General features: G+C 57.8%; 27 protein-coding genes, 1 tRNA gene and 1 pseudogene. 19 read left to right on the top strand and 10 right to left on the bottom strand.

Going from position 1 to position 25008, the window contains the following annotated elements; all coding sequences use genetic code 11:
* Window positions 1-97 precede the first annotated feature (97 nt).
* On the bottom strand, window positions 98-643 hold the full coding sequence (gene rfbC, locus J3D54_RS06840) for a dTDP-4-dehydrorhamnose 3,5-epimerase (protein ID WP_253417238.1): 546 nt from the start codon (window positions 641-643) through the stop codon (window positions 98-100).
* Between the two features lie 179 nt (window positions 644-822).
* Between rfbC and J3D54_RS06835 the strand changes: the two genes are divergently transcribed.
* The 10 genes from J3D54_RS06835 to J3D54_RS06790 all read left to right on the top strand — a co-directional run bounded on the left by J3D54_RS06835 (window position 823) and on the right by J3D54_RS06790 (window position 10458).
* Entirely contained in the window at window positions 823-3735 is a 2913-nt protein-coding gene (locus J3D54_RS06835) for an aminotransferase (protein ID WP_253417237.1), read from the top strand.
* 302 nt (window positions 3736-4037) lie between these two features.
* Window positions 4038-4916 (top strand): N-carbamoylputrescine amidase, encoded by an 879-nt coding sequence (aguB, locus tag J3D54_RS06830; RefSeq protein WP_253417236.1) that lies wholly within the window; start codon window positions 4038-4040, stop codon window positions 4914-4916.
* Between the two features lie 4 nt (window positions 4917-4920).
* On the top strand, window positions 4921-6027 hold the full coding sequence (aguA, locus tag J3D54_RS06825) for an agmatine deiminase (RefSeq protein ID WP_253417235.1): 1107 nt from the start codon (window positions 4921-4923) through the stop codon (window positions 6025-6027).
* 246 nt (window positions 6028-6273) lie between these two features.
* Window positions 6274-6486, top strand: coding sequence for a hypothetical protein (locus tag J3D54_RS06820; protein ID WP_253417234.1), 213 nt, complete (start codon window positions 6274-6276; stop codon window positions 6484-6486).
* Window positions 6487-6704: 218 nt separating this feature from the next.
* The gene (locus tag J3D54_RS06815; RefSeq protein WP_253417233.1) at window positions 6705-7376 is read left to right on the top strand and encodes a DsbA family protein; all 672 of its coding nucleotides are present in this window, start codon (window positions 6705-6707) and stop codon (window positions 7374-7376) included.
* A gap of 17 nt (window positions 7377-7393) precedes the next feature.
* Window positions 7394-7789 carry a nuclear transport factor 2 family protein gene (locus tag J3D54_RS06810; RefSeq protein ID WP_253417232.1) on the top strand — a complete coding sequence of 132 codons (396 nt, stop codon included), beginning with the start codon at window positions 7394-7396 and terminating at the stop codon, window positions 7787-7789.
* Window positions 7790-8242: 453 nt separating this feature from the next.
* On the top strand, window positions 8243-8989 hold the full coding sequence (locus J3D54_RS06805; RefSeq protein ID WP_253417231.1) for a 2OG-Fe dioxygenase family protein: 747 nt from the start codon (window positions 8243-8245) through the stop codon (window positions 8987-8989).
* Between the two features lie 46 nt (window positions 8990-9035).
* Window positions 9036-9449, top strand: coding sequence for a GNAT family N-acetyltransferase (locus tag J3D54_RS06800; protein WP_253426526.1), 414 nt, complete (start codon window positions 9036-9038; stop codon window positions 9447-9449).
* Window positions 9446-10162: an AzlC family ABC transporter permease gene (locus J3D54_RS06795; RefSeq protein ID WP_253417230.1), complete on the top strand. Its 717-nt coding sequence runs from the start codon at window positions 9446-9448 to the stop codon at window positions 10160-10162. Before J3D54_RS06800 ends, J3D54_RS06795 begins: the two co-directional genes overlap by 4 nt.
* Window positions 10141-10458 (top strand): AzlD domain-containing protein, encoded by a 318-nt coding sequence (locus tag J3D54_RS06790; RefSeq protein ID WP_253417229.1) that lies wholly within the window; start codon window positions 10141-10143, stop codon window positions 10456-10458. Before J3D54_RS06795 ends, J3D54_RS06790 begins: the two co-directional genes overlap by 22 nt.
* Here the strand turns inward: J3D54_RS06790 and J3D54_RS06785 are convergent.
* Entirely contained in the window at window positions 10375-11301 is a 927-nt protein-coding gene (locus J3D54_RS06785; RefSeq protein ID WP_253417228.1) for a LysR family transcriptional regulator, read from the bottom strand. The two genes, J3D54_RS06790 and J3D54_RS06785, sit on opposite strands and share 84 nt — an antisense overlap.
* Window positions 11302-11919: 618 nt before the next feature.
* Between J3D54_RS06785 and J3D54_RS06780 the strand changes: the two genes are divergently transcribed.
* Both J3D54_RS06780 and J3D54_RS06775 read left to right on the top strand, forming a co-directional pair.
* On the top strand, window positions 11920-12330 hold the full coding sequence (locus J3D54_RS06780) for an MbcA/ParS/Xre antitoxin family protein (protein ID WP_253417227.1): 411 nt from the start codon (window positions 11920-11922) through the stop codon (window positions 12328-12330).
* A complete protein-coding gene (locus J3D54_RS06775) occupies window positions 12330-13007 on the top strand; it encodes an RES family NAD+ phosphorylase (RefSeq protein ID WP_253417226.1) in 678 nt (225 codons plus the stop codon). Before J3D54_RS06780 ends, J3D54_RS06775 begins: the two co-directional genes overlap by 1 nt.
* A gap of 33 nt (window positions 13008-13040) precedes the next feature.
* On the opposite strand, the gene J3D54_RS06770 is transcribed toward J3D54_RS06775, so the two are convergent.
* Window positions 13041-14198 carry an ATP-binding protein gene (locus tag J3D54_RS06770; protein WP_253417225.1) on the bottom strand — a complete coding sequence of 386 codons (1158 nt, stop codon included), beginning with the start codon at window positions 14196-14198 and terminating at the stop codon, window positions 13041-13043.
* Between the two features lie 206 nt (window positions 14199-14404).
* Between J3D54_RS06770 and J3D54_RS06765 the strand changes: the two genes are divergently transcribed.
* The 6 genes from J3D54_RS06765 to J3D54_RS06740 all read left to right on the top strand — a co-directional run bounded on the left by J3D54_RS06765 (window position 14405) and on the right by J3D54_RS06740 (window position 17994).
* Entirely contained in the window at window positions 14405-14626 is a 222-nt protein-coding gene (locus tag J3D54_RS06765) for a 4-oxalocrotonate tautomerase family protein (RefSeq protein ID WP_007939483.1), read from the top strand.
* Window positions 14623-15279 (top strand): DsbA family oxidoreductase, encoded by a 657-nt coding sequence (locus J3D54_RS06760; protein ID WP_253417224.1) that lies wholly within the window; start codon window positions 14623-14625, stop codon window positions 15277-15279. Before J3D54_RS06765 ends, J3D54_RS06760 begins: the two co-directional genes overlap by 4 nt.
* Before the next feature lie 43 nt (window positions 15280-15322).
* Entirely contained in the window at window positions 15323-16033 is a 711-nt protein-coding gene (locus tag J3D54_RS06755; RefSeq protein WP_253417223.1) for an SDR family NAD(P)-dependent oxidoreductase, read from the top strand.
* 314 nt (window positions 16034-16347) lie between these two features.
* Window positions 16348-16746, top strand: a complete 399-nt coding sequence (locus tag J3D54_RS06750; RefSeq protein ID WP_007939479.1) for a carboxymuconolactone decarboxylase family protein — start codon at window positions 16348-16350, stop codon at window positions 16744-16746.
* Window positions 16712-17068 carry a hypothetical protein gene (locus J3D54_RS06745; RefSeq protein WP_253417222.1) on the top strand — a complete coding sequence of 119 codons (357 nt, stop codon included), beginning with the start codon at window positions 16712-16714 and terminating at the stop codon, window positions 17066-17068. The genes J3D54_RS06750 and J3D54_RS06745 overlap by 35 nt, the downstream gene beginning before the upstream one ends.
* Window positions 17069-17244: 176 nt before the next feature.
* Window positions 17245-17994: a hydroxypyruvate isomerase family protein gene (locus J3D54_RS06740; RefSeq protein ID WP_253426523.1), complete on the top strand. Its 750-nt coding sequence runs from the start codon at window positions 17245-17247 to the stop codon at window positions 17992-17994.
* 139 nt (window positions 17995-18133) lie between these two features.
* On the opposite strand, the gene J3D54_RS06735 is transcribed toward J3D54_RS06740, so the two are convergent.
* The 7 genes and pseudogenes from J3D54_RS06735 to J3D54_RS06705 form a co-directional block, all read right to left on the bottom strand.
* Window positions 18134-18209, bottom strand: a tRNA-Thr gene (locus tag J3D54_RS06735).
* Between the two features lie 78 nt (window positions 18210-18287).
* Window positions 18288-18452: pseudogene (locus tag J3D54_RS06730) on the bottom strand (FkbM family methyltransferase); the annotation flags it as partial.
* 337 nt (window positions 18453-18789) lie between these two features.
* Window positions 18790-20019: a methyltransferase gene (locus J3D54_RS06725; protein ID WP_253417221.1), complete on the bottom strand. Its 1230-nt coding sequence runs from the start codon at window positions 20017-20019 to the stop codon at window positions 18790-18792.
* Complete coding sequence (locus J3D54_RS06720; protein ID WP_007897471.1) at window positions 20000-20689, bottom strand: ABC transporter permease; 690 nt, start codon at window positions 20687-20689, stop codon at window positions 20000-20002. Before J3D54_RS06720 ends, J3D54_RS06725 begins: the two co-directional genes overlap by 20 nt.
* Window positions 20686-21381, bottom strand: coding sequence for an ABC transporter permease (locus J3D54_RS06715; protein ID WP_253417220.1), 696 nt, complete (start codon window positions 21379-21381; stop codon window positions 20686-20688). Before J3D54_RS06715 ends, J3D54_RS06720 begins: the two co-directional genes overlap by 4 nt.
* 78 nt (window positions 21382-21459) lie before the next feature.
* Complete coding sequence (locus tag J3D54_RS06710; protein WP_253417219.1) at window positions 21460-22206, bottom strand: ABC transporter substrate-binding protein; 747 nt, start codon at window positions 22204-22206, stop codon at window positions 21460-21462.
* 13 nt (window positions 22207-22219) lie between these two features.
* Window positions 22220-22993: an ABC transporter ATP-binding protein gene (locus J3D54_RS06705; protein ID WP_019651465.1), complete on the bottom strand. Its 774-nt coding sequence runs from the start codon at window positions 22991-22993 to the stop codon at window positions 22220-22222.
* A gap of 553 nt (window positions 22994-23546) precedes the next feature.
* On the opposite strand from J3D54_RS06705, the gene gabP reads away from it, so the two are divergent.
* Complete coding sequence (gene gabP, locus J3D54_RS06700) at window positions 23547-24938, top strand: GABA permease (RefSeq protein ID WP_253417218.1); 1392 nt, start codon at window positions 23547-23549, stop codon at window positions 24936-24938.
* Window positions 24939-25008: the final 70 nt, after the last annotated feature.

Genomic DNA, 25008 nt, shown 5'->3' with positions numbered 1-25008 from the left:
AGCGCCTGTGGGTACAGACGCATTATGCCTAGGCTTGCGGGCGCAGTCTGCGCACCTGGATCAAGTGCGCGCTGGCGGTGAAAATTCAGACAGCAATTCAGGAAAAGACTTCAGCGTCCTTGAAGAACGCCGCGGACTGATCCTTGGCCGACAGCAGCGGTGCTTCGTCCAGCTGCCAGTCGATGCCCAGGTCCGGGTCGTCCCAGCGAATGCTGCGCTCGGCCGACGGGGTGTAGTAGTCGGTGGTTTTGTAGAGGAGCTCGGCGAAATCGCTCAGCACCACGAAACCATGGGCAAAACCTTCCGGCACCCAGAGTTGGCGATGGTTGTCGGCAGACAGACGCACAGCGACCCATTTGCGAAAATGCGGCGAGCTGCGGCGGATGTCCACTGCCACGTCGAGTACTTCACCGGCGGTGACGCGGACCAGTTTGCCCTGAGTGTTTTCCAGCTGATAGTGCAAGCCGCGCAGTACGCCTTTTTGCGAACGGGAATGGTTGTCCTGAACAAATTGGGTGTTCAGGCCGGTTGCCTCTTCGAAAGCCTTGGCATTGAAGCTCTCATAGAAGAAGCCGCGCTCGTCACCAAATACCTTGGGTTCGATGATCAGAACACCGGGCAGGTCGGTGGTGACTACATTCATGGTGTTTCTCCAGCAATAGACGTTGATGGCCGACATTCTTAAGCAAAGTGGCAGTTGGTGCGAGTGGTGCGGTGAAGAGAGTTGCGCGGGTGTTTGATTCGCGCCGATCAGGGAGGGGGTTGCGTATCGCCCCGGGCAGTGGCGATATAAGCGCCTAACAAAATTTCAGGGGTCGTTGTATGCCGCTCGCCACGTTGATTCATCGCGCCAGTCTGCCCAGCCCACAAGTGTCCGCGGCGCAAGCGCTTGAGCTGCTGGAGGAGCATTACGGGCTGAGTGGGCGATTGCAGGCCCTGGGCAGCCAGCAGGATCTCAACTACCGCGTCGACAGCGAGCAGGGGCGTTTCGTCTTGAAAATCTGCCGTGGCGATTACTCGGTGCTGGAGCTGCAAGCCCAACACGCAGGGCTCAAGCATCTGGCTGAACACGCCGACGTGCAGGTGCCGCGAGTGATCCCGGCCATAAACGGCGCAGACTTGCTCTCTCTCGATGTCGGCGGTCAAGCGGTGCATGTACGTCTGCTCGATTACATCGACGGCCAATCCCTGACGCACCTCGACCATCTGAGCCAGGCAGTGGTCGCCGGTTTCGGTCGGCTCTGCGGCGAGATGGATCTGGCGCTGGCCGATTTTGACCATCCTGGCCTTGAGCGCACCCTTCAATGGGACGCCCGCCACGCCAACGCGTTGATCGCGCATTTGCTGCCGGTGATCAAGGATGACCAGCAACGCAAGCGGATTGCTGAAGCGGCCGAACAGGCCGAGCGCCATTTGCAGCCCTTGGTGGATAAGCTGCCGGTGCAGGCGATTCACATGGACATCACCGACGACAACGTGGTCTGGCAGCGGGATTCGCAGCGCCAATGGCAGTTGCAGGGTGTCATCGATTTCGGCGACCTGGTCCGCACCTGGCGGATCACCGATCTGTCGGTGACCTGTGCCGCGCTGCTGCACCATGCCGATGGCGATCCGTTCTACATTTTGCCGGCGGTTCGGGCCTATCATGCGGTCAATCCGTTGCAACATGAAGAACTGCTGGCGCTCTGGCCGCTGATCGTTGCGCGTTCGACGGTGTTGGTGCTGAGTGGCGAACAGCAGGTCAGCATTGATCCGGGCAATGAGTACAGTCGCGACAACCTGACCCATGAGTGGGAAATTTTCCGCGTGGCCACATCGGTGCCGCTGGCGTTGATGGAGGCGGCGATTCTTGCCGCGGTCGGTCAAGGCCTGCCGAGCATCGGCAGCGAAGGCCTTGCACCCTTGTTGCCGAGTCTGGTGGGGCGTGAGTTTGCCTTGATCGATCTGGGCGTGCTCAGCCCGCATTTCGAAGCGGGTAACTGGGAGCAGGAGGGGATCGACCAGCGTCTGCTGACCGAGGCCGCTGCGGCCCACGGTCTGGCGGCCAGTCGTTATGGGCAATATCGTCTGTCTCGCACCCGGCCGGACAGCGCCACTGAACCGGCCACTTGCCCACTGCACGTAGAGCTGCGAGTGCCCCATGGCACGGCGGTCGAATCGCCGTTTGCCGGAGTGATTCACCAGCCGGCGGCGGGTGTACTGCAACTGGATGGGCCGCAACTGAGTTTACGGCTGTGGGGTGTGACGCCGTCGCTGCACGCGGGCGCAGCCCTGGTCAAAGGTCAGGTGCTGGGTTCGGTCAACGGGCCGTTGATCGTGCAATTGTGTCGAGGCGCTCAGCTCGACGCACCGTTGTTTTGCACACCTTCGCGCGCCGCTGCCTGGCAGGCATTGTGCCCTTCGCCGGCGGCATTGCTGGGCCTGGCCTGCGATGCAGAAGAGGAGCTCGACCCGCAGACGTTGTTGGCTCGCCGCGATGCCAGTTTCGCCCGATCCCAGAAGCATTATTACGTTGATCCGCCGCGCATCGAGCGTGGCTGGCGCAATCACCTGATCGACATGCAGGGCCGCTCCTACCTCGACATGCTCAACAACGTCGCAGTTCTGGGGCATGGCCATCCGCGCATGGCCGCCGTCGCCGGTCGTCAATGGTCATTGCTCAATACCAACTCGCGTTTTCACTACGCAGCGATTGCCGAGTTTTCCGAGCGCTTGCTGAAGCTGGCACCGGACAACATGGACCGGGTGTTTCTGGTCAACAGCGGCACCGAGGCCAATGACCTGGCGATTCGTCTGGCCTGGGCCTACAGCGGCGGTCGCGACATGCTCAGTGTGTTGGAGGCGTATCACGGCTGGTCGGTGGCGGCGGATGCGGTCTCGACCTCGATTGCCGACAACCCCAAGGCTTTGAGCAGCCGTCCCGATTGGGTGCACCCGGTGACCGCGCCGAACACCTATCGCGGCGAATTTCGTGGCCCGGACAGCGCGCCGGACTACGTGCGCAGCGTCGAACACAACCTGGCGAAAATCGCCGGACAGAAACGCCAACTCGCCGGTTTCATCTGCGAACCGGTGTACGGCAATGCCGGCGGCATCTCGCTACCGCCGGGCTATTTGAAGCAGGTTTATGCGCTGGTCCGTGCTCAGGGCGGGGTGTGCATCGCCGATGAGGTGCAGGTCGGTTACGGCCGCATGGGTAAATTTTTCTGGGGCTTCGAAGAGCAGGGCGTGGTGCCGGACATCATCACCATGGCCAAAGGCATGGGTAACGGCCAGCCGTTGGGTGCTGTCATTACCCGTAGGGAGATCGCCGAAGCGCTGGAGGCCGAGGGTTATTTCTTCTCGTCCGCTGGCGGCAGCCCGGTCAGTTGCCGGATCGGCATGGCGGTGCTGGATGTGATGGAAGAAGAAAAACTCTGGGAGAACGCCCAGGTGGTGGGTGGGTACTTCAAGGAGCGTCTTGAAGCGTTGATCGACCGGCATCCGTTGGTGGGAGCGGTGCATGGTTCCGGCTTCTATCTGGGCGTGGAGTTGGTCCGCAATCGCGAAACCCTTGAACCGGCGACCGAAGAAACCACGGCGCTGTGCGATCGGCTTCGTGAGTTGGGGATCTTCATGCAGCCGACGGGCGATCACCTGAACATCCTCAAGATCAAACCGCCGATGGTCACCTCGCGGCAGAGCGTGGATTTCTTTGTCGACATGCTGTCGAACGTTCTCGCAGAGGATCTGTAAACACATATCCCTGTGGGAGCGAGCCTGCTCGCGAAGGCGGTCGAGCAGGCAATATTGATGTCGACTGACCCACCGCTATCGCGAGCAGGCTCGCTCCCACAGAGAAGGTGTTTAACTCGATTGTTATCGGTTTAAGTTGGGTTGTTTTCTGATGGAGTGGTATTTATTGCTTTGAAAGCCGATTTTTATCGGCTATAAAGTCGCCACTGCCCACGGTGTGGATGAACCACGCCCGGTACTTCCCATTTCTGTCATCGGTCGATGCCACACTCGACCCTCAAGCGTTGCCCAGGAGATGATTCATGAGCCGTATCGTTACCGTCGCCGCTACCCAGATGGCTTGTTCCTGGGACCTTGAAGCCAACATCGAGACCGCTGAGAAGCTGGTCCGTGAAGCGGCGGCCAAAGGTGCGCAAATCATCCTGATCCAGGAACTGTTCGAGGCTCCGTACTTCTGCCAGAAGCCGAACCCGGACTACCTGCAACTGGCCACGACGGTTGAAGACAACATTGCCATCAAACACTTCCAGAAAGTCGCCAAAGAACTGCAAGTGGTGCTGCCGATCAGCTTCTACGAATTGGCCGGTCGCGCGCGTTTCAACAGCATCGCGATCATCGATGCCGACGGCAGCAACCTCGGGATTTATCGTAAAAGCCACATCCCGGATGGCCCTGGCTACCACGAAAAGTACTACTTCAATCCAGGCGATACCGGTTTCAAAGTCTGGAATACCCGTTACGCGAAAATCGGCGTGGGCATCTGCTGGGATCAGTGGTTCCCTGAGTGTGCCCGGAGCATGGCGCTGCAAGGCGCGGAAATCCTGTTCTACCCGACCGCCATCGGCAGTGAGCCGCACGACAAGACCATTTCGTCCCGCGACCACTGGCAGCGTGTGCAACAGGGCCATGCCGGCGCCAACCTGATGCCGGTGATCGCCAGCAACCGTATCGGTAACGAAGAGCAGGACGGCTACGACATTACCTTCTACGGCTCGTCGTTCATCGCCAACCAGTTTGGCGAAAAAGTCCAAGAGCTGAACAAAACCGAAGAAGGCATTCTGGTTCACAGCTTCGACCTCGATGAGCTGGAGCACATTCGCAGCGCCTGGGGTTCGTTCCGTGACCGTCGTCCGAACCTGTACGGCGCGATCAAAACCCTCGACGGTACCCTGGAGTCCTGAAGCCATGACCACTTTGAACAGCACCCCTCGCGCCGACGGCTTTTACATGCCCGCTGAGTGGGCACCCCAAACCCAGACCTGGATGATCTGGCCCGAGCGCCCGGACAACTGGCGCCTGGGGGGTAAACCGGCGCAAGCCGCGCACGTCGCGGTAGCCAAGGCCATCGCGCGTTTCGAACCGGTGACCGTGGCGGTTTCCGCGGGCCAGTACGAAAATGCCCGCGCCCGTCTCGACGTGCCAAATATTCGTGTGGTGGAGATGTCCAGCGATGACGCCTGGGTTCGGGATACCGGCCCAACGTTCGTCATCAATGACAGCGGCGAAGTCCGTGGCGTGGATTGGGACTTCAATGCGTGGGGCGGTTTCGACGGTGGTTTGTATTCGCCATGGAACCGTGACTTGCAGGTGGCGGGCAAGATCCTCGAAATCGAGCGCAGCCCGCGCTACCGCACCGAGGGTTTTGTGCTCGAGGGTGGATCGATTCATGTCGATGGCGAAGGCACCCTGATCACCACCGAAGAATGCCTGCTCAACCGCAATCGCAATCCGCACATGAGCCGTGAGCAAATCGAAGCGGTGCTCAGCGCAAATCTGGCTGTGGATAAGATCATCTGGCTGCCGGACGGTTTGTTCAACGACGAAACTGACGGCCATGTGGATAACTTCTGCTGCTACGTGCGTCCAGGCGAAGTGTTGCTGGCCTGGACCGACGACCCGCAGGACCCGAACTTTGCGCGCTGCCAGGCGGCCATGAACGTGCTGCAAAACAGCACTGATGCCAAGGGTCGCCCATTCACGGTGCACAAAATGCCGATTCCGGGGCCGCTGTATGCGACCGAAGAAGAGTGCGCAGGCGTGGACCCGGTGGACGGCACTCAGGAGCGCAATCCGACCGTGCGTCTGGCCGGCTCTTATGTGAACTTCCTGATCGTCAACGGCGGCATCATTGCGCCGAGCTTCGACGACCCACTGGATGGTCCGGCCAAAGAGATTTTGCAGAGCGTGTTTCCGCAGCATGAAGTGGTCATGGTGCCTGGTCGCGAACTGTTACTTGGGGGCGGTAACATCCATTGCCTTACCCAACAACAGCCCGCACCGCACAAGGAGTGAGTGAGGACGTAACAGCTTGAGTTGATTGAAAAATCGATTGAGCAACGATTTTGGCCTCCTTATCTCGCAGAAAGCCCGCAGCCCATCAGGACTGCGGGCTTTTTTGTATCCACTTATCGACACTTCGAAAACATTGGCATAGCTCTTGTATCTTCGATGGCGCAACACGGGGAGGGAGAGAACTTCGATGTTCTGTCATAAACCTTGGATAAGTTAGCCGCTCACAAACCAGGAGAGAGCGCTTAGATGAACGCCGAAATGAACGTAGTGAGCGATCGGGCACTGCATCCCCTGGCAGTTAACAGCGAATCGCTCCAGGTCCTGGCACAGTGGTTGAAGTCCAATGGAACGCGTCAGATCAGGGAACCTGATCCGCGCCGGATGATGATCGAGCGCTATCCCGCTGGTTTATTCAGCGAGGCGGAACTGGAGGCGTTGTGGGATGTGATGGAAGGATAAGAAGAAAAACAACGGATTGATAAAAGCGCTGCCGGAAAGGTGGCGCTTTTTTATGCCCGTCAGAAAAGTGGATGCCTGCAAGATCGGAGGTGTCGGTCACGAGGGGCATTCGACCGATTCTTGAAACAGACTGAAATCGATTCCGGCGTTTTTCCAAAACGATCCGGGTATTAGTCTGCCGGCATTGAGTTTTCCTACTTTTTTGCCGGAGTCTTCCCATGACCCTTCACTACATTTACGACCCATTGTGCGGTTGGTGCTACGGCGCCAAACCCTTGGTGCAAGCTGCCCAAGCCGTGTTGCCGGTGATCGGCCACGGTGGTGGCATGATGAGCGGTGCCAATCGCCAAACCGTTTCGCCACAACTGCGCAATTACGTCATGCCCCACGACCGACGTATCGCCGAGTACACCGGCCAGCCGTTTGGCGAGGCGTATTTTGAGGGATTGCTGCGTGATGAGACGGCGCTGTTCGATTCCACGCCGCCGATTGCCGCCGTGCTGGCTGCCGAGCAGATCGCCGGGCGCGGACTGGAGTTGCTGGGGCGTTTGCAGACGGCCCATTACGTGGAAGGTCGACGCATCGCTGACGAGGCCGTTTTGCTTGAACTCGCTGCACAGACAGGTCTTGAACCTGAGGCTTTCCAACAGGCATTTAATACCGCCGACACCGAGCGGCATATAAAGGACAGCCGCGCACTGTTGGTCCGTGTCGGCGGCCAGGGCTTCCCGACCTTCGCGCTGGAGCAGGATGGCCAGTTCACCGTGGTCGATATCGGCCCCTGGCTCGGCAAGCCGCAAGCCTTCGCCCAATGGTTGAGCCAGTCGCTTGCGGCAACAGCGTCTTCATCCGTGTTTGAAACCTGTGGCCTCGACGGCTGCGCCCATTGAACTCACCTGGAGTCACCATGGATAACCTGAGCCTGATCAAAAGCACCTACGAAGGCGCCAACTCCCAGGAGAATGCGCGCAACACCGCGGCGGCGCTGGCCGATGACGCCCGCTGGACCGAAGCGGCGGGTTTTCCGTATGCCGGCACCTACGTCGGCTTTGACGCTATCGTCGAAAACGTCTTCAAGCGGCTGGCCACTGAGTGGGAAGATTTTCAGTTCAAGGTCGAGAACTATGTCGCCCAGGGCGACAAGGTATTTGCCTACGGCAATTACAGCGGCGTCTATAAAGCCACCGGCCGTGCAATGAATGCCCGGGTCGCGCATTTGTGGACTCTGGCCGACGGCAAAGTCACCCATTTTGAACAGTTTGTCGACAGCCATACCGTGCAATTGGCTATCGCTGACAAGTGATTTCTTAGACGTTTTTCGCCTATTTACAGACGATTAACGAAATTGACACGTCGTTAAACGCACAGATAGGATGCGCCCCAACGCCTGTGGCTAACCGCCACGACTGACAAAACAATAAAAGGCCCGCCGCGAATGTTCGTGTGCGGGCCTTTTTGTTTTCGCGGTGAAAAAAGAGCGCGATAGCGCCGTTTCAGCTGTTCGGCACAGCGCGTATCTCTTCTGATGATCGGCTGAGTTGCTCGAACTCGATAAAAAACCCTGACCGGTTCGGGGTTTTTTGCCTAATGACCGTAGAAAAACACTGAAAACGGCTGTTTTTGATCGTAAAAAGTCGAATTGAAGCAACTTCATCCCGCGTTTCAAGCAACGCTTGATATGCCTGAAATTCTTTCTCATGGGCCGTCAATCCGGCACCTACTAGATTAGGCCGCTAAATGTAGCGGAGACCTAGTAATGATCGTGTTGAACAAAGAAGTTGGCGAATCGCTACGGCGCGACAAGTATGTCAACGTCCAGGGAGCCGACTTCAATCTCTTCGGTCATTTTTCCGACTTCGTCAGGTTGACCAAAAGTTGGGAAAACATGGAGCCGGACAGTTATTACGGCCAGGCCGATGCGGGCATGCGTTTTCGTCGCTACAGCGATTTCGAATACAACCCGGTCACCCGTGACCTGAAGCAATTGGAACACCGCGCCTACGTGCAATCGAAGGCCAACAACAGCTATGTCGGTGGACTGGAGCGGCACTTCCAGGACTTCTCCAATGAAGTCATCAATTCGCCGGTGATGCGCAGCCTCATCGATGCGGATTTCGAGGTGTACAAAAACGTATTGCCGCCGGAATTGCACGATGAAATCTGGCAATGCCAGATTCATCAGATCCGCATCGAGATCAAGCCGGGCAAGCAACTGGAAATCACCCCGGAAGGTATTCATTGCGACGGTTATCCGTTCAGCGGTGTGCACTTCTGGGGCCGTAACAACGTGGACGGGGCGCAGAGCCGTTTGTATTCGGCCCAAGAGGAGCAGTTGGCGGCGACGACCTATATGGAAATCCTCGACACCACCTACTTCCTCGATCGCGAGATGCGTCACTACGTGACACCGGCACGCAACACCCATGCTCACGAAATGGCCTATCGGCAGATTCTGGCCATTTCCTTCTCGCGGCCCGGGACCGCTTTCGACATTGTTCGCTGAACAGCTCGAGCCCATGATGAACATTGCCGAGTGCCCTGCACCAGTGATGCTGCTGCGCGCGATGGCCCAGGATGCCCAACGCCTGGAACGCTTCTTTCGGCAATTCGAAGAAGTGTCGTTCTGTGAGTGGCAGGACGCCAAATGCCTGCGAGGTGTGTTGGTGCAGAAAACCACCACCGCGTTTCTCGCGCTCGATGTCCGTGGCGAAGTGGTCGGCGCGGTGTTGGGCGGTATGCTCGGCAGTCGCGGCACCATCAATCACCTGGCGGTGAGCCCGCTATATCGCAGCCAGGGCGTTGGTCAGCGCCTGGTGGAAGCGGCCTCGGCGGACATGAAACGGGTGGGAGTGCTGCGGATGTTCCTGTTCGTCGACGATGCTAACCTTGCCGGCAAACGTTTTTGGAGTGCCCAGGGCTTTTGTGAGCCGCGCGGCGAAACGACCTTTGAGAGGGACCTATGAATGAGACGTCCAGCAGCCAGCCGCTGATGGTCGAACCCCAGCCCTCACGCACGTTTGCCGAAGCCAGCCCGGTGGTTGCGGGCTACTTCACGGTGTCGTTTGTGTTCGGTTTGATGGCCGTCAATGCCGGGTTGCCCGTGTGGCTGCCGGTCGCGATGTGCCTGTTTGTCTACGCCGGAGCCTCGCAGTTCGCCGCTCTGGCGTTGATCTCCAGCGGCGCGTCGTTGACCACCATCATCCTCACCACGTTTCTGATCAATGCGCGGCACATGCTGATGTCGGTCTATATGGCCAAGGCCTTGCAAGCGCTGGGGCTCAGTCGTCTGGAGCGCTGGTGTTATGCCGGTGGGCTGACCGATGAATCGTTCGCCTTCCACAGCGTCAAACTGGGCAAGGGCACGCCGGTCAATGTGCGTTACCTGATCGGCTTCAATTTGTATTGCCACACCTCGTGGGTACTCGGTGGTTTGCTGGGGGCGATCTGTGCGCAGTACGCAGCGCACCTGATCAAATATCAGCTCGACTATGCGCTGACCGCGATGATGCTCTACGTGCTGGTATCGCTCTGCAACACCCGCAACAAACTGATTGCCGCACTGGCCGCGGTCGCTTGCATGGGGGCACTGAGCCTGATTGGCAACTCACCCTTCAACGTATTCATCGCCACATTCGTGGGCTGCGGAGTGGGTGTATGCCTGACCAAACGTTCCTGATCCTGGTCGTCGTGCTGATGATGGCCGTGACATTCCTGCCGCGCGCGTTGCCGCTGCAGGTGAACACCGATCATTGGCCACCCTTGGTCGCCCGAGCGCTGGAATACCTGCCGGTGGCGATCGTGGCTGCCATCAGCCTTACGCCCCTGTTGATCAAGGATCAGCGTGTGCAGCTCGATCGCCCGGAATTTTATGCGGCCATTCCGACGTTGTTATGTGCGTATTTCAGCAAAAACCTCTTTCTCTCCGTTGCGGTGGGAACGGCTGCGTACATTGCGCTCGGCTCGTTCATGTAGCGGCAGATCGACCACGTCGTTCAAGGCCTGGCCTGACAACTCGGGATTATTGATCGCCAACCGCACTTCGAGGGAATCCTCGAACCCCGGGAAAATGGTCAGGCCATTACGCAGGGCCGCCTCACGGGAAACCATGCCCAGGCCGTCCATTTGCGTGATCAACGACAGGGTCAGGGTTTCACTGCAGGAATAGATCATCCGCTTGCCTGACTCGTAGTTGCCAAGACCGGCGTCGAGAAAGCGCAAGAAACTATGGGAATACGGACAATCGTCGGCCGGCCGAACCTGAACCTTATTGCCCAGCAGCATCAGCGGATCATTCTCCTGACCGCAATGAGCGCCCACCACCTGCACCTGCACATCAGGCAGGGCAATGCTGGGCAATCCCGGTTGTTGCGGCCCGATCAGCACGGCCAGGTCGAAGTCCTCATTCTTCAACTTGCTGAGGTTTTCCATCGACTCGGCGTAGCTGAATTCCAGCTGATAATCAGGAAACACCTCGATGAGGCGTCCGATCATTCGCCGGTTGAAGTCGGCCGGAAGCGTGGTATTAAGCGCAACCTTGAGCGTGCGCTGCCCGGGCACTTTGAGCGCGGCGACTTTCTCTTCCAGCTGCCGCGTCGCAACCAGCACTTTGTCCATGTAGGGCGTGAGCTCCGTGCCCTGAGTGGTTAGGGTCAGCCCCTTGTTGGAGCGACGAAACAACCGAAAACCGAACTGCTCTTCGACCTTGTTCAACTGCGCGGCCAATGCCTGCACGGTCAAAAAGGAGTGCTCTGCCGCCGCCGACAACGAGCCGGTCTGCACGATGCGCATGAGGTTGCGTAAGGTTCTGCTATCCATTTGGGTCATGCCCTCTAAAGTGGGCTGGTTATTGTTGTGTACCTTGCCGCCCAGTGGGCGTCGGTCGCGTGCTGGCTATGATCCTGCACCAGAGCATGCTTGTCCCGAGTTTAGTAGCGAAATGATTCTGCGTCCGATGGCTGGGGGTTACACAGAATCGAGATTTTTGCTGGGGGGTAGGTGATCGGGGTCAAGAAGTGGCCCGGATAGGGGGAGTGTGGGTGTTTGTTTATCAACGAAACCTTTTCACAAGGAAAAAAAAGCAGCCTGATCAGGCTGCTTTCATGAAAAGGTGCTTGATATTGTGCTCCCTCAAGCAGGGGAGAAGAGGTCTCACCAGGCGCTGATTTCCAAGTCATCAACGAGGTTCCTACGCCGACTATTGCCACTTGGAGGCAGTCGGTTTCGCGCTCTCGATTTAATTTTCTGCCCCTACAGCGTGGGTGTCAACGTGTGTGTCGGACCGTGTGTCGGTGTCTTTTCAGACTGCGGAAAAGCTGGCGTGGATGCGCTTTTCAACGGGGGAATAGATCAATATATTTGCGAATTAAAAATTCATTTTTGTTCGCAACTGTACTAGTCTGAAATCAAGACATCATACCCAAGGAGGCTATTCCCGTGCCTGCCTCATCCTCTGTCCTCAGCCCACAGCAACAGCTCGACTCCCCCGAAGCCGGTCGAGTCGCGTTGAAGTTTTTCTTCAACCTCATGGAACGCTGGGGCTGTACCGCCGAGCAACAACGCACGCTCCTGGGCAAGGTCGGCAATACGACTTTCTACAAGTACAAGCACTTGCCGCCCAACGTGCGCCTGCCCCACGACACCCTGGAGCGCATCTCGTATTTGATGGGCATCCACAAAGCGCTGAGCATCATCTTCAGCAACAGTCGCGAACGCGCCTACACATGGGTCAGCAGCCCCAACACCGCCGCACCGTTCAATGGCCAGTCGGCATTGAGCTACATGCTGGCCGGTCGCGTGGTCGACATTGCTGACGTACGCCGCTATCTCGACGGGGTGCGCGGTTGATGGCGCCGGAACTGGCCGACCCGCAGTGGCCGCGGGCCTATCGGATCGTCAACAGCTGCTTTCCGCCGATCTCGTTGTTCGAAGACGTCCTCGACCCCGAAGACCTGCCCATCGCCTATGCGCTGGAAGCTCTGACCAATGATCGGTTGATGGAAGAAGCCGGCGTGCTCACCCGCGTACGCCCCGAAGACCGCATCTCCGGCCCCGGCTCCACACCGGTGATGGCTGCTTTCACCCACATCGGCAAAACCAGCCGCTTCACCGACGGCACCTTCGGCGTCTACTACGCCGCCAGCAGCCAGGCCGCGGCCATTGCCGAGACGAGTTATCACCAGGAGCGATTCCTCGCCGCAACCAACGAACCGGATCTTGAGTTGACCATGCGCACGTACGTCAACCGGGTCGTCAAACCCTTGCACGACATCCGCGCCGACTACCCGCACCTGCACGACCCGGATCCCAACGCCTACGGTCCGGCCCAGGCCTTTGCCCGACAACTGCGCGAAACGTTGTCCTGGGGATTGCTCTACAACAGCGTTCGATTACCTGGGCATGAATGTGTGGCCGCGTTTCGACCGCCGGCTGTGTCCATTCCCAAGCAAGGGAAGCACATTCGGTATGTGTGGAGTGCAAGCAGTCGCAGGATCTCGTTTGTATTTGAAGTCAGCGAGATGTGAAGCCCGGAGAAACGCAATTCCTCCAGTTAGATTCTAACTGGCGTCAATCAACGCTCGTTCTTCAAGCCAGATTTCTTGAACAAACTGATCCGTAATCGCATAGATTCCATGCCCTCGCCGCATGATGATATTCTCGGCAACCAGCGCAATCACTACCGGTTGAATCTCTTCAACACGTACCTCGCGACCGACAGTCTTCGAATACTCAGCCGCCGCATCGGTGGAGAAAATCCCCCGTGCATCACCTTCCGTGGATGCGATTTTGTTGAAAATAGCCTGAGCCAGACTTCCCAACTGCTCAACCTTTTCAAGCTCAATACTGGCCGCAGCAGAGCGCAAAGTACTGGCAATTACTGGCAGAAATAGATCGGGATCACCTTCTTGCTGCATCAACTGTCGCAGCGCCTTGAGCATTTCCTCTGGCCGATTCCCCAAGGTATTGAATGCTTCAATGGCAACCTCAAGAGACGGCAACTTCTCCTTCTTCACCGTCATTGCGAGGCGGTTCAGCAGGTACTCAACGTAATCCCCCTTCAACACCGGATAAGCCGCCGACGTTGCACCGGAAAACGCCTGGTTCCGCTTTGCAGTCAGTTCGCTGACTTGCGCCCGGTGCGATCCTGTTCCGATGAACAGAAAGTAACCCGGTGTATTCGGGCGCGGATTGATTGCATCACGTGCAGCCTTGAGTGCCAAAAGCAATTGATTGCCATCGTCAGAGGAAATGGCGTGTTGCACTTCGTCGATGATCAGCACCAAATCTGTTTTCGCTTGGTCGACCACCTCAGTCAGCGCCTGTGCCAACGTTGGCCCACCTGTATTGCCAATGCTGTCGAGCTTGAAACCAAACTTGAATCCGGCTACGCCAATATCTGCACCACTAACACGTTTGAGCATTTCGAGCAGACTGGAGCCGGGCGTTTGGAGTTCTTCCAGGCGCTGACGGATCGCGTTATGCACGAGCGTCGCAGGATTGGCCAGTGTGTCGCTCCATAAGTCGACGTAAATGACCAGAGCGCCCGCTTCTTCCAGGGCAGGGATGAGGTCGTTTCTCAGGAATGTCGTTTTACCGGTCCTGCGCAGGCCGGACAGAAACAGACCTGAGCGCAGACCCTCATCGAGAACACCCGGATTGAGAAGCTGATTTGCCATTTGTTCAGCCAGTTCAGGGCGCTGAAAAATGCTGCTCATACAATTACCTCTTTTTATGGATACGCCATAATTATTGGCCAGCCATAATTTAGCATAAAGGTTAAGGTCTGGCCTGAGTGCGGATTCATTACATCGCATCACTAATGATGTTCCCGCCCCCACCTTTATCCCCCCAAGCCAACCTCTTACATTGAGCTCCACCTACCTACCCCTCATCCCGAAGGGCAGGTCACCGGAGACTCATCATGCCTTTTGTCAGCGTACGCATTACCCGCGATGGTGTTACCTCAGAGCAGAAAGCTCAGGTGATCGCCGAAATCACTGAAACCCTGGAGCGCGTCCTCAACAAGCGCCCGGACCTGACCCACATCGTGATCGAAGAAGTCGACACCGATAACTGGGGCTATGCCGGTATCACCACCACCCAGTACCGCAAGCAGCTGGCTGAGGCGGAGGGGCAGTCATGACCGCCTCCGTCACCATCGATTTCATTTCCGATGTGGTGTGCCCGTGGTGCGCCTTGGGTGCGACGGCGCTGGAGCAAGCGATCGAGAACGTCGCGGGTGAGGTCTCGGTCGATCTGACCTTCAAGCCTTTCGAGTTGAACCCGGACATGCCGGCGGAAGGCGAGAAGGCAGTCGAGCACTTGATGCGCAAGTACGGGCGCAGCGCCGAGGACGTCGCCGCCGGCAAAGCGATGCAGATCGCTCGGGGCGAGGCCATCGGGTTCAAGTTCGATCTGGAGAAGCGCACCCACTTCCATAACACCTTCGATGCTCACCGATTGCTGTTGTGGGCGTTGCAGGAAGGGCGGCAGGTCGCACTCAAGAAAGCCTTGCTGCGTGCTTATTTCACCGACGGCCAGAACCCGAGCGATCACGCGACGCTGGTGCGTCTGGCGGCTGGGGCGGGGCTAGATGCGGAGCGGGCGGGCGAGGTGCTGGAGTCCGGAGCGTTCGCCAACGAGGTGCGTGAGCTTGAGGCGTTTTACCGCGAGCGCGGGATTAATTCGGTACCGGCCATGGTGCTGAACGGCCGTCACCTGGTGTCCGGTTCGCAATCGGTCGAGTACTACGAACAGATGTTGAGACAAATGGCGCAGGCGCCTGTTGAAGCCTGATTTACCACCTTTTCAAACCATCATTTATCAGTAGAGGTTCATCATGAGCAATTCGAAAAAAGTCATCGTTATTACGGGCGCATCGCAAGGTCTCGGTGCAGGCATGGTCAAGGCTTTCCGTGATCTCGATTACAAGGTTGTCGCCACCTCGCGTTCGATCAAACCGTCCACCGACCCGGACATCCTCACCGTGGCGGGCGACATTGGCGACCCGGCAGTGGCTCAGCAAGTCATTCGTGAAGCGATCACACGTTTTGGCCGCATCGACACCCTGGTCAACAACGCCGGGATCTTCGTTGCCAAGCCGTTCACCGCCTACACACCTGAAGACTATGCCGCGGTACTGTCGGTGAACCTGAATGGTTTCTTCTACATCACCCAACTCGCGATCACCGAGATGGAAAAGCAGGGCAAAGGCCACGTCGTCAACATCACCACCAGCCTGGTGGACCACGCGATTGACGGTGTGCCATCAGTACTGGCGTCGTTGACCAAAGGTGGCTTGAACGCGGCAACCAAGTCCCTGGCGATTGAGTACGCCAAGCGTGGGATTCGGGTGAATGCGGTTTCCCCTGGCATCATCAAGACGCCAATGCATGATGAGGAAACTCATGCAGCGCTGGGGAATTTGCACCCGGTTGGGCACATGGGCGAGATCAGCGATATTGCTCAGGCTGTTGTGTATCTGGACAGCGCTAACTTTGTCACCGGGGAAATCCTGCACGTTGATGGTGGGCAGAGTGCGGGTCACTAAGACCTGTTTTCTAAACATCAGAAACAACAAAGCCCTCGCTTTTTTGCGAGGGCTTTGTTTTGTATGGCGCACGCTTTACCAGCACGTGCATCATCCGAAGATCGTCTCTTAGCCAACCCGCCAAGTCTGATAACTCCAGGTACTGAGCGGTACGTCATTGCGCCCGAAAAGTCTAAATCCATCCTGTTGTTTCTACGATGGTTAAGAGTTCATTTGCTGAAGTCGTGCTGCAGCCGGCTCTGGCATGGCCGCCAGCGAACTAAACTAGTTATATCTCTATAGAAGATGTCTCTACAGAGGTAAGGAGGTGTCAAATGGCCATTCGTGATACCTATCAGGAAATTGAACAGACCCTGGGTCTGGTTCCGGAGTGGATCAAGCAGATGCCGGAAGGCGGAGCGATCGGATTCTGGGGCGTGGCCCGGGATTTCTGGCTGGCAGATACCAAGATTCCTAATAAGTACAAGGAGTTGATAGGTCTGGCGGTGTCCGGGGCGACCCGTTGTAAGTATTGTGCCCTGTTCCATACCGAAGCCGCGCGCTTGTTTGGCGCGAGCGACGAGGAAATTTCCGAAGCCAGCTTTATGGGCTCGCTGACCATGATGGGCAGCACCTTTATTAACGCCCAGCAGATCGACTACGAGCAGTTCCGGCAGGAAACGCTGAGTATCGTCCGGTATGTCAAAGATCACTCGCAACCCAAAGCCGCTTAAGCCGTTGCGAGAACCTGCCCTTCGCCAGCTGACGAAGGATAAGTTGATTGCAATCACCAGCGATGGTCCCAGGACCACCGCTCGGTGGCAAGCGGCTGTGCTGCGAGCCATCAGCGAACTCATGCAATACAGCGATACCGCCCGCGAAGAAAACCAAGACCTGCGCATCCCCTTCGCCAAAGCACTCCATGACCTCTATGCGGGACAGAAGTCCGACGCCGAATTGACGGAAATGGTGTTGCTGATGCTGGAAGTGGAAACTGCCCCTTTTCTCGGCAAAGAGCCCCAGCCAGGAGCGGCATCCGGGAGCCATGGCTTCTGAGAAGTGGAAAGGGACAACTTCTTCCCCAAATGGAAATCATCGTTTATCCCATGGTTTTGAGCAAAAAAGACCCGCACGATTTGAGCTTGCTGATAACGTCAACCTATAGTGCCGTGCTGGAGTTGCAAAGGATGCTCCAGGCTGATGGTTTTCTTCCCAGGATGGATATTTACCCAATGCTCAAGTTCAATGCTCATCTCGGCTTCCAATTCAATGAATTGCCTTTTCTGCAACGCATCGAAGCAGCCGCCGCAGCTGGTTTTCGGGCGGTGGAGTTCCCGTCGCCCTATGAATTCGACGCGAGTCTCCTGGCCGACCACCTGGCTCAATACAGTCTGCCGTTGATTCAGTTCGCTGCACCGGCTGGCGTTACCAAAGGCGTCGCTGCCTTGCAGGGCAAGGAAGAAGAGTTTCGCAACGGGCTGCTCCAGGCCACCGGCTATGCAAAAGCGCTGGCATGTTCGGATGTCCACATCATGTCTGGCGTTACGACGCAGGATGACGCTGGGCGTATCTTCGGGGGCAACCTGGAGTATGCCGTCAAGTACTTCGAGGATCAGGGGTTGCGGCCGCTTATCGAAGTAATTTGTACGCAGGAGGTGCCGGGCTATTACATGTCTGACTTCAGCAAGGCGCAACAGGTGCTGGAAACCTTCCCGAGTGTCGGGCTGATCCTCGATCTTTACCATGCCCAGCGTCTGACTGGAGACGCAGCAGATGTTCTGGCTCGGTTTTATGACAGAACAGTCCATGTGCAAATTGCCGACTGCCCGGGGCGTCACGAGCCGGGAACGGGGAGCATCGACTTTGCAGCCTTGTTCGCGGCGCTGGAGCAGCGTGGCTACACAGGATGGATCGGGTGTGAATACCGGCCTTCCGGTTCTACCGTGGCGAGTCTTGACTGGATCAGGCAGTTAAGTGCTTAGCGCTGAAGTGAAATTGTGATGGGGCGGTGTGCAAGTAGATTTGGCGCAGGGGAGGGGTAAGACGGTATCTACAAGGGTTGTTTTTCTAGATGCCAGAAACAACAAAGCCCTCGTATTGCTGCGAGGGCTTTGTTTTGTATGGTGCCGGCACCAGGAATCGAACCCGGGACCTACTGATTACAAGTCAGTTGCTCTACCATCTGAGCTATACCGGCGTGTCAGGGCGACGATTATAGCGATTGGGTTGGTTCTGTAAACCCCTGAATTCAGACTATTTTTGCGCAGGCTTTCGGTCAGGCGCGATGCAGTACTTTCTTGAGTTTTTGCAGGGTGCGCCAGGCTCGGCTGTTTTGCATCGCCCGCAGTTGCGCTTCGGCGTGTTCGGCGCGTTGCAGGGCGGCGGGGAGGTGGTTTCGGCGTTGGTGACGGGGGTGGCTGAATTGATGGCCTATGCAGAACGTAACGGTCGAAGATTTTTCTTGTTCATGGCCGCACTGTCGGCGCCTTCGTATGCGTGTATAGCAAGGGGCATTGCCAGGCGCAATTTTCCGCCCGTGATGTCCGGAATTCGGCGGTTATGTCGTTTTGATTGAATGCTTATGCACAACGGGCTGGCGGAATCTGCTTGTTCATTGCACTTTTGTGGACTCGTTCTCATTTGTCCGCAAATGCCTGTTTTATGGGTTTTTTATTTTTGTGAACAAAAAATGACCAGTAGTGTTTTAGGCGTAAAACAACGTGGATATTGGATCCACGAAAATTCCATCAACAGAGTTATCCACAGGCTGCGGCTGTTTAAGGGCGTTCTGCCAGGAGCAGGAAATTGCGTGGTGTGAGCGGGGTTTCACAGAAGGTGCCGAGACGAACGATATAACCCTGCTCAATGAGGAAAAGTGCCCGATCGAGTACCAGCCACAGCTCCAGCGGCCGTCGGAAAAGGCCTCGCAGTAGCTCCAGGTTGCGCACTTTGGCCAATCGCTGCCAACCGGCGGCTTCCAGTTCGGTCCAATCTGGCGTGCCGACTGTGGATAAATCTTTGAGGGCGGCCAGATCGCGGCAGTAATCGGCGAAGGGTTTGTCCAGCCAGGCGCTGGGCAGGGAAGGGGTGGGCAGGTATTCGTCGACACCGCGCAGTTGCCGTTGTAGCAGGTCGAACCCCAGGCGCCGGGCCATGGAGGTGTCGCGCTGGCGTCGGACGCGAGCGCCGGCGGTGACGGTTTCGCTCATCGGCAGCGCAAGATCATCGAGGGCCAGGTGTAGGTCGGAGCGCTCAGCCGCAGGGGAAAGCGGCTGATAGGTGTTCTGACTGATCCGGTTGTAGCAGCAAGGGGCGATAGCCAGTTGTTTGCAACCGGCGGCACTGGCGAGCTGGATCAGCCGCACGTGCAGATCTCCGCAGGCATGCAGCGCGACCGGTGTGTGATCGGCGTTCAATAAAGAGGCTGCGCCAGGCGCGAGTACATCCTGTTCGACATGCAGCGCATGCAACTGATGACGCTGGCTCAGGGCCTGGCCGCTGACGACCAGCGCCGGGTCGTATTCCAGGCAGGTCAGTTGTTGACCGGTTTGCAGCAGGCGTCGCCCCAAGTGCCCTTTGCCCGAACACCAGTCCAGCCAATGCGTCGGTGCACGGGCAAACTGCAAGCAACCGGCGAATGCTTCAATCTGCTGCCACTTGCGCCCCGGCACATCCACATTCAACCGATGGCCCGCCGCTTCGAGTGCGCGAACCGGTAACTCACCCACCGCACTCAGCTCAAGAGACATCGCTGCCAATGAAGCAAACGGCTCCGGCGCATCGAGCCAGCCAGGCTGGTTATGACTGTTTTCCGCATCTTCCAGCGACCGCCCGCGTAGCCAGAGCGCCAACTCCGGGTAGGACGCTTCCCAGGGCAGTTGCAGATGGGTAAACGGTCGGGGCTTCCACAACGCCTGATGCTCAATCAGAAAAGCATCCAGCGCAGCGAAGCGGGCGAGCAGGGTCTCGCCCGTCAGCACGCAGGCATCAACGCCCTTGGCAGGCATCGACGCGCAGCCAGCGCTCCAGCAGCTTGAAGCCGCGCACCAGCACGTAAGCCATCAGCAGATAGAACATGCCCGCGGCGAAGAAGATCTCCACCGGCAGGTAGGTGCGGGCAATGATGGTGCGGGCCATGCCGGTCAGTTCCAGCAGCGTCACGGTGCTGGCCAGGGCGCTGGCCTTGAGCATCAGAATCACTTCGTTGCTATACGCTGGCAGGCCGATGCGCGCAGCACGCGGCAGCATGATGTAGAACAGTGCTTTGGCCCGGGACATGCCCAGCGCCCGCGCCGCTTCGATCTCGCCCGGTGGAATCGCCTGGATCGCGCCGCGCAGGATCTCGGCGATGTAGGCGGCGGTGTGCAAGGTCATGGTTGCGGTGGCGCACCAGAACGGATCGCGCAGGTACGGCCACATCGAACTGTTACGCACTGCGTCGAATTGCGCCAGGCCGTAGTAGACCAGGAACAGCTGAACCAGCAACGGCGTGCCACGGAAAAAGAAGATGTAGCCGTAGGGGAATGCCCGTACATACCAGAGCCGCGATGAGCGAGCGATGCCCAGCGGAATTGCCAGCAGCAACCCGGCAATCACGGCGATGGCCACCAGTTCCAGGGTCAGCGTCGCGCCCTGAGCCAGTTTTGGCAGCCACTTGATGATGACTTCCCAATTCATTGGCTGCTCCTCGCAAAGCCGCGAGCGGCACGTCGTTCCATGAAGTGCATGCCGGTCATGGCCAGAATGGTCAGGCCCAGGTACATGAAGGCGGCCACCATATAAAAGGTGAACGGTTGCTTGGACACGGTCACGCCGATTTGTGCGTGACGCATGATTTCTTCCAGGCCGATGACGGATACCAGCGCGGTGTCTTTCATCAGGATCATGAACAGATTGCCCAGGCCCGGCAGGGCAATGCGCCACATCTGCGGCATGATCAGCTTGGTGAAGATGCGGAACTTCGACAGGCCCAGGGCCACGCCGGCCTCACGGTGACCTTTGGGGATGGCCAGAATTGCACCGCGAAACACTTCCGTGGCGTAAGCGCCGAAGCATAGCCCCAGTGCAATTACGCCAGCGGCGAAGGCGTTGAGTTCGAGGTCGGGATTGCCGAAAAACTCACCCAGCGCACGCATCAGGTTGACCGTACCGAAGTAGATCAACAGCACCCAGAGCAATTCCGGGATGCCGCGAACCAGCGTTGAATAAGTGCCGCCAAGCCATTGCAGCGGCTTGTACGGGGAAGTCTTGGCCAAGGCGCCGAGCAGACCGAGCACCAGCCCCAGGCACAAGGCCGAGAGTGCCAGTTTCACTGTCATCAGCGCGCCAGCGGCGAGCGCCGGGCCGAATCCGTAGAGGTCGATAATCATGGATTTCTTTTCAAATCGCGGCAGGCAATGCCAAGGACTGGCGCCGTTAGCGAGCGGCGCCGGTCAGGCAGGTCAGAATCAATAGATGCTGAACGGGAAGTACTTGTCGTTGATCTTCTTGTAGGTGCCGTCAGCGACGATTTCTTTCAGCGCAGCGTTCAGCTTCTCGCGGATCGGGTCGTTCTTGCGAACGGCGATACCGATCTTGTCGCTTTCTTCCACCGGGTCGCCCTTGAATTCGTAAGCACGGCCGGCGTCGCTTTTCAGCCACTCATAGTTGACATATTTGTCGGCCAGGATGCCGTCCAGACGACCGGAAGTCAGGTCCAGGTAGGCGTTTTCCTGGGTATCGTAGAGTTTGACTTCGACGCCTTTCATGTTGTCTTCCAGCCAAGTGCCGGCCAGGGTCGCGCGTTGGGCGCCGATTACCTTGCCTTGCAACGAAGCCTTGTCGGTTTTGAAGTCGACGTCTTTTTTGGCGATGAACTGCAGTTTGTTGGAGTAGTACGGTGCGGTGAAGTCCACCGCTTGCTTGCGCTCGTCGGTGATCGACATCGAGGAGATCAGGAAGTCGAACTTCTTGGCGTTCAGGGCCGGGATGATGCCGTCCCAATCGGAGGTGACCACGGTGCACTCGACTTTCATCTTGGCGCACAAGGCGTCGCCGATGTCTTTGTCGAAGCCGACGACATTGCCGCTGGCATCTTTGTTGTTGAACGGTGGGTAGGCCGCTTCGATGCCCATCTTCAAGGTCTCGGCGGCGGCACCGGCGCTGAAGGCCAGGGTGGCGGCTGCGGCCAGGAAGATTTTTTTGTAGTTCTGCATGCGGGTAGCTCCGTTAGCGGTTGCTGGACATGAATTGTTTGCAGCGCGCCGAAAGCGGGTTTTCGAACACCTGCTGCGGCGATCCTTGTTCTTCTACCAGGCCCTGGTGGAGGAACACCACTTCGCTGGAAACCTGACGGGCGAAGCCCATTTCGTGGGTCACGAGCAGCATGGTGCGGCCTTCTTCGGCCAGCGCGCGGATGACATTAAGTACTTCCTGGACCATTTCCGGGTCAAGGGCGGAGGTGGGCTCGTCGAACAGGATCACCTTGGGTTGCATCGCCAGGGTGCGGGCGATGGCCGCGCGTTGCTGCTGGCCGCCGGAGAGTTGCGCCGGGTAGGCGTGGCGCTTGTCAGCGATGCCGACCTTGGCCAGCAAGGCTTCGGCGACTTCGATGGCCTCGGCCTTGCTCTGGCCGAGCACGCGGCGCGGGGCTTCGATGATGTTGTCGAGCACGCTCATGTGCGGCCAGAGATTAAAGTTTTGAAATACAAAACCGATCTCGCTGCGCAGGCGATTGATCTGCTTGCCGTCGGCAGCGACCAGTTCGCCATTCTTGGCGGACTTGAGCTTGAGTTCTTCGCCAGCCACCAGGATCTGGCCCTGGTGCGGGTTCTCCAGCAGGTTGATGCAACGCAGGAACGTGGACTTGCCGGAACCGGAGGAGCCGAGGATCGAGATCACGTCGCCGTCGCGGGCGGTCAGCGAGATGCCTTTGAGCACCTCAAGCTGTCCGTAGCGTTTGTGCAAGTTGCGGATTTCAAGCGCGGGCGTGGCCTCAGCCATGTGCGTTCCTCATAGTGTGTTGCGCTCCTGCTGTTGGCAGCCTTCCTGGCGAGGCGGCCAAGCTAGCATAGCGTTCGAATGGCAGCCAACAGCGCTACGGGCGGTAAACGGATGGCATGTGGCAGGTTGTCGCATCGACACAGCAGACTGTCGCCCCATCAACAACCGAACAGCCGTTTGAACACGCTTCGGCACGGCTGTCGCGTAAAAAAAGGCGCGATGTTGCCAGCTTTGGCGGGGTGTTGGAAGCGCTAACCGGCCAAACGTTCCTGATCTGCACTTTTATTGTGCGTGCTTGCCTTTTTTAGTGTGTTTCTGGTGCGCAGATTCGTTCCTGAAGTGGGTGGCAAGGTAACGCTCTGGCTAAATGCCATTAATCTCAATGACTTGCGATAAACGCTCCGTCGGCGCTCAGGCCGCGTATACCGGGGATGTGAAACATTTTGGCGCAATTATTGCGTGCAGAATAAGGAACACTCTGTTGGATTCTTTTTACGAGAAGGGATTTTCAGGCGGGGTGGACTGAATCGATTTCCAGGCAAAGGTAGTTTCAATGAGCAGTACGCAAAGCTCCAATGGCCTCGAACAGGGGCTTAAACCGCGTCATGTGACCATGCTGTCGATCGCCGGGGTAATCGGCGCCGGGCTGTTCGTCGGCTCCGGCCACGCCATCGCCGCTGCAGGCCCGGCCGTGCTGTTGGCCTATGCTGCCGCCGGTGCGCTGGTGGTTCTGGTCATGCGTATGCTCGGCGAGATGGCCGTTGCATCGCCAGACACAGGCTCCTTCTCGACGTACGCCGATCGTGCAATCGGTCACTGGGCCGGTTTCACCATCGGCTGGCTCTACTGGTGGTTCTGGGTGTTGGTGATCCCGCTGGAGGCTAATGCTGCCGCAACCATCCTGCATGCCTGGTTCCCGAATGTGGCGATCTGGGCCTTCACCTTGATCATCACGTTGCTGCTGACGGTGACCAACCTGTTCAGCGTGAAGAACTATGGAGAGTTTGAGTTCTGGTTCGCCTTGGTCAAAGTCGTCGCGATCATCGGCTTTATCGGTCTTGGCATTCTGGCGATCTTTGGCTTCCTGCCCTCCAGCCAGGTCAGCGGTGTGTCGCATTTGTTTGACACTCAAGGCTTTCTGCCAAACGGTATGGGCGCCGTGCTGGGCGCCATTCTGACCACCATGTTTTCCTTCATGGGTACTGAGATCGTGACCATCGCGGCCGCGGAATCGAAGAACCCTGGCCAGCAGATTTCCAAGGCTACCAACTCGGTCATCTGGCGGATTGGTTTGTTCTACCTCGTCTCCATCTTCATCGTGGTGGCCTTGGTGCCATGGAACGACCCGATTCTCGCCAGTGTCGGTTCCTACCAGACCGTGCTCGAGCGCATGGGTATCCCGAATGCCAAGCTGATCGTCGATATCGTGGTGCTGGTTGCGGTCACCAGCTGCCTGAACTCGGCGCTCTACACCGCTTCGCGCATGATGTTCTCGTTGGGCAAGCGTGGCGACGCGCCGGCCGTTTCCCAGCGCACCAACAAGAGCGGCACGCCTTACTGGGCTGTGATGCTGTCGACCGCGGCTGCGTTTGTTGCCGTATTCGCCAACTACGTGGCCCCGGCTGCGGTGTTCGAATTCCTGTTGGCCAGCTCTGGCGCCATCGCGTTGCTGGTGTATCTGGTGATCGCCTTTTCGCAACTGCGTATGCGCAAACAGCGTATGGCTCGCGGCGAAAAAATCGCCTTCAGCATGTGGCTGTTCCCGGGCCTGACCTACGCGGTGATCGTATTCATCGTCGCGGCCCTGACCATCATGCTGTTCCAGGAAGCGCATCGCGTGGAGATCCTCGCGACGGGTCTGCTGAGTGTGTTGGTGGTAGCGGCCGGTTTGATTGTGGCTCGTCGTCGCAAGCTGCAGAAGGTGGGTGCGGTGGTGCTGAACTGATTCGTACCGCGTAACGCAAAACGGCCGCTGTCAGTGATGACACGCGGCCGTTTTTGGTTCTGAAGGGGAG

It is taken from the genome of Pseudomonas sp. GGS8 (genome assembly GCF_024168645.1).
GTDB lineage: Bacteria > Pseudomonadota > Gammaproteobacteria > Pseudomonadales > Pseudomonadaceae > Aquipseudomonas.
The sequence above is the reverse complement of the archived record's forward strand: the minus strand, read 5'-3'. Positions and strand labels throughout refer to the sequence as shown.